3 protein-coding genes are annotated in these 5390 nt (G+C 48.0%); all 3 read right to left on the bottom strand.

The genetic code is table 11. From position 1 onward, the window contains the following. On the bottom strand, positions 1-2335 hold a 2335-nt coding region (locus tag PAN06_RS12770), incomplete at its 3' end, for an AAA family ATPase (RefSeq protein WP_269796509.1). Positions 2336-2485: 150 nt separating this feature from the next. Further along, positions 2486-2635: a hypothetical protein gene (locus PAN06_RS12765; RefSeq protein WP_003010006.1), complete on the bottom strand. Its 150-nt coding sequence runs from the start codon at positions 2633-2635 to the stop codon at positions 2486-2488. Positions 2636-2652: 17 nt separating this feature from the next. Next, positions 2653-5390, bottom strand: a 2738-nt coding sequence (locus PAN06_RS12760; protein ID WP_269796508.1) for a PolC-type DNA polymerase III, incomplete at its 5' end; no start/stop codon positions are given.

The raw sequence follows: 5390 nt of genomic DNA, 5'->3' as shown, positions 1-5390 counted from the left end.
CCAGTGCACTCTCCAAAACTTCACGCGTCTTCAAAGCTGTTTGACCTTGGTAGCCTCCAACCAGATTGCTCCGCGATACTTCGATGAATTTCTTCTGATTGATCACCCCTTTTTGGAAGAGGATATTACCCAAAATGCGGGCAACGGTGGTCTTCCCTGTGCCGGGATTTCCAAGAAAGAGGGAGTGCAAGGTCGTATCTTCGACGATTCCTCCTTGTTCGGCCCGTTTTTGGTTGAACTCAGCCATGGCTACGAACTGTTCCACTTGCTCTTTCACCTTGGCAATGCCAACCAAACGGTTGAGAGCAGCCATTCCATCTTCTTCCTTATCGGCTCCTGCCTGGTACTTGCCTTGGTTAAGGACAGCATCGATATCGCTATTGAGGATGGTCTCAATATCATCGGAACCTTGGGCCACCACCCGATCTGCCATGGTCTTAGTCAATTGCTCATCCAGGTTACGGATCCAGCGGCCATTGCTCTTATCTAGCGAGCCATCATAGGCCCGTTTGACATGACGCGCATAGTAATCCCGGTCTTCGAGCTTGTAGTCCCCTTTGCTTAGGATCATTTCGCCCAGTTGGACAATCTCATCTCCTGTAAAATCTTCAAAGATGAAATTATTTGGCACCCGAGAACGAAGTCCTGGATTGGTCTTTAAGAACTCCTCCATTTCCTTGGTATAACCGGCAAAGATGATCATGATGTCATCGCGATTGTCCTCCATAAATTTGAGGATGGTATTGATCGCCTCGATCCCAAAATCTGCGCCGCTGTCCTTTTTATCCAAGCTATAGGCTTCATCAATAAAGAGGATGCCCCCACGCGCTTTTTCAAGCAAGGCCTGGGTCTGTTCGGCTGTTCCTCCAATATTCGAAGAGATCAGATCGGACTCCGTTGCTTCCACAAAACGGAATTCCTCCCCTGAGAGGACACCTGCATCAAAGAGCACTTGTCCCAACAGACGGGCCACAGTGGTCTTTCCTGTACCAGGGTTTCCCATAAAGGCTGCATGGAGTGTTTGCTTTTCAGGAGCCTTGCCACTAGCGATTCGTTTCTTGTTAAATTCCACCATGTTGATCATTTTCTTGATCTCATGTTTAACTTTTTCAAGACCGATCAGGCTATTGAGTTCCTGAAGAGCATCTTGTTTCTTCTCTGGTCCAGAGCCCGTTGTAGGGGTTGATGCCACCGTTGCATCCGTCGCCTGTCCCGTAGCAACGACTTGCGCATTGCCCTTGGCCACTTCTCTGCCAATGAGATAGTCACAGCCATCCTCGATTTCCTTGGTCAGATCACGCGCATCGCCCTGCCTATAGGTCACGGTGTCCACCTTCGCAAAGGCTCCACCTTGAAGCCGTATATTGGGATCCGCAATCTTATGACAAATCATATGCTCAGCCATCAGCACACCCTCATCAAAAACGCCAAATGAAATGGTTTCGGCATTCTCATTCAAGAAGGTTGTTTCTCCAGTCAGGGAAGCAAAGGATTCTTCATAGACGCATAAAAATTCTGAAAATGTAGCCTGGTGAGCTCGGATCATACTATTGTATGAATTGATGGAGGTCATATGATCCGAATCCGAATTGAATTGCACATTGTTATCAAGACAGATTCCAGTTCCTGTAGGCAACTCTATTTTACAGTTTTCAGACTCCCAAATGACATTCCTCAACCAAACTGGTGGAAAATCATTTTCCAGATCCCCGCCTGTAATCGTTGAATTTTTTGCGATCACTTCTGAGTCCTTGGCATGGATGGTATTATTCCCAAATATTTCAATATGGACATTTTCTAAGGCCAATTTAGAGCCTTCTGACAGATCTATCTTAGAAAAGATCGTTGAATTGCGAATAGTCAATTCCGAAGCGGACATACCGATGGCACTTTGGTGTTTTTCCGGAACCTTCATCCCGACTCCTTCCAGTGTCAACTTCGAATGCGTATCCATATAGATAAAAAATTCACTATTTGTCGGAGTGGTTGCTTCAAAATAGACCTGTTTACAGGTGATATCTGAGCTATTCCATAAGAGCAAGGTAGTATAATTCCCACCAACTTTAAACCACAGATCTTCAAATGTCACCTGAGCTCCCTCTACAAATCGGAAGGAAGCCTCAATGATGTTGTTAAACATGCGCCCATTGCCATTTGGATTTGGGACCACATGCCCCACGAAATGAAGGTTCTTGTCGATCTCGATCACTTTATTTGTCGGCCATTGAAAGACATACCCATTTTCAAACTCGATGGTATCCCCATCCTGCGCTTTTTCAATCGCATCCATAAAGTTCCAACTATTGTTGTAAGGCCCTACTAAATATCTTACCACGCGCTTTTCCTCTGTTTCATTTTTTCTGTTTCCTTGTTACAAACACTTGTCACTAAAAATTGTAACACAATCCAGTGCCAAAGAAAACACTTATCAGATCTGAAAGGACTGAAAAACCTCTATTTTCAAAAGGAAAATAGAGGCTGTCAGTTAATCTTTCAAGGCTGAAAATAAGCCGGCTAGAGCAATCGCTCCTGAGAGCATGGCGGTGGAAAGGAGCAGGACATTGTCTGCCACTTCTAGCTTGTACTCAAAGACTTTTTCAGCTGGTTTGTCTTCTGCAAAAATTTCTACCTTCATGTTCTCCTCCTTTGTTTCTAGAACAAATCATCAAAGAGGCTCAACTGGTTATCCTCTGGCATATTGCCAAGAATGCCCATCTCATCCATCTTTTCAACCAGGGTAGACGAAACACCGCCACGCTTCCGGAGCTCGGTCTTAGAGAGGAATTCTCCTTCTTCACGCGCTCGCACGATTTGCTTGGCAACGTTCTCTCCCAGACCATCCATAGCGACAAATGGTGGAATCAGGGTATCCCCATCGATCAAGAATTCTGTCGCCTGACTGCGATAGAGGTCTAGCTTACCAAACTTGAAGCCCCGCTCCCACATCTCATTGACAATCTCAAGGGTGGTGTAGAGGTCAATCTCTACATTGGAAGCTTCGTTGTTCTTGCGTTTCTCAGAGATTTCTTTCATCCGCGCTTTCACGGCCTCAAGGCCTGCACCCATGGTCTTGATGTCAAAGGCCTTGGCCCGAATCGAGAAGTAAGCACAGTAGTAATAAAGTGGATGATGCACTTTAAAGTAGGCCACACGAAGGGCCATCATAACATAGGCCGCCGCATGGGCTTTAGGGAACATGTACTTGATCTTCCCACAGGACTCGATGTACCATTCAGGGACATTGTTTTCCTTCATGGCTTGGATGTAACCGTTGCGCTCTTCTTCTGAGATCTTGAGCCACATCCCTTTCCGCACGCGCTCCATGATGGTAAAGGCCATCTTAGGCTTGAGACCCGCGTGCATGAGGTAAACCATGATGTCGTCCCGACACCCGATAACGGTCGATAGATCGGCAATGCCTGCCTTAATCAAGTCTTGGGCATTTCCCAACCACACGTCGGTACCGTGAGACAGACCAGAGAGCTGAAGTAACTCTGCGAAGGTCGTCGGATGGGTCTCTTCGACCATGCCCCGAACAAAGTTGGTCCCAAACTCTGGAATCCCCAACATCCCTGTCGGCGTTCCGATCTGCTCGGCTGTCACCCCTAGCACTTCCGTCCCAGAAAAGAGGGCCATGACACCTGGGTCATCCATAGGAATATCATTCGGATCAATTCCTGACAAGTCTTGGAGTTTGCGAATCATAGTCGGATCATCGTGTCCTAGGACATCGAGCTTGAGGACGTTCTCATCGATATCGTGGAAGTTAAAGTGAGTGGTCTGCCATTCAGCTGTCACATCATCTGCTGGATACTGGACCGGAGTAAAGTCATAGACATCCATATAGTTTGGAATAACAACGATTCCCCCCGGGTGCTGACCGGTCGTCCGCTTGACCCCAGCGGCACCTTGGGCCAGACGTTCGACCTCAGCATCTCGATAGTACTTGCCAAAATCCCGCTCATAGCCCTTGACAAACCCATAGGCAGTCTTGGCCGCGACGGTACCTACTGTTCCTGCCCGGAAGGCATATTCTTCCCCAAAGATATCGCGAACATCCAAGTGGGCACTCGGCTGGTCTTCCCCTGAGAAGTTCAAATCGATATCGGGTACCTTGTCCCCATCAAAACCAAGGAAGGTCTCAAACGGAATGTCTTGGCCGTTTTTGCTGAGCTTGTGGCCACAGTTTGGACAATCCTTATCCGGCATATCAAAACCAGATCCATAAGAGCCATCAGTGATGAACTCACTGTACTGGCACTGGCTGCAGACATAGTGAGGCGAGAGCGGATTAACCTCCGTAATCCCAATCATGGTCGCGACAAAGCTGGATCCAACGGATCCACGCGATCCAACCAGGTAGCCCCGCTCATTGGAACGATGCACCAGCATTTGCGAGGCCAGATAAATCACGGCAAAGCCATTCCCCAAGATAGAGGTCAATTCCTTTTCAATCCGCAGATCGACAATATCAGGGAGCGGATTACCATAGATCTCAAAGGCTCGCTTATAGGTCAATTCCGCAACTGTTTCTTCGGCCTTGTCGATAAATGGCGTATAGAGGTCACCCTTGACCACTTCGACAGGTTCGAAGATTTCTGCCAGGGCATTGGTATTTTCAATGACAATCTTGCGCGCCAAGTCTTCCCCTAAAAAGGCAAATTCATCCAGCATTTCATTGGTTGTACGGAAATGGGCTTTTGGTAGGGGTGCTGGTTGGGCGTTTTCTCCATGGCCGATAGTCCGGTTAATCATGGCCCCTTGCCCGAGACTGCGGACAATGATCTCCCGATAGATCTCATCTTCCGGTTCCAGATAGTGGACATTCCCTGTGGCAAGAACGGGCTTACCTAGGCGATCTCCCACCTCAATCAAGCTCTTTATAATGGTCTGGAGCTCGTCCATGTCCTTGACCTGCTCCTTGGCAATGAGAGGCGCATAGATAGCCGGTGGCATAACCTCGATAAAGTCGTAGTACTTAGCCACTTCGACTGCCGCGTCAACTCCTTGAGAGACGACCGCATCGAAGACTTCTCCTTCAGAACAAGCTGATCCAAGGATCAAGCCCTCTCGGTGGGCATCCAGCACGGTCTTGGGAATCCGTGGGACCCCTTCGAAATACTTGGTCCCAGAAAGAGAGACCAGTTTAAACATATTCTTAAGGCCGGTCTGATTCTTGACATAGATCGTGGCATGCTTGACCCGCGCCTTCTTATAGGAATTTTCATTGATCAGATCGATATTCAAATCCTTGAGATTGGTCACCCCATGCTTTTCAGCAACATCTTTGATGAAGATAAAGAGCAGGCGCCCCGTCGCTTCTGCATCGTAGTTGGCCATGTGGTGGTGCTCCAAGCCTACTCCAAAGCGCTTGGTTAATGGCCCCAAGC

It is taken from the genome of Streptococcus sp. SM3 (genome assembly GCF_027497875.1).
The sequence above is the reverse complement of the archived record's forward strand: the minus strand, read 5'-3'. Positions and strand labels throughout refer to the sequence as shown.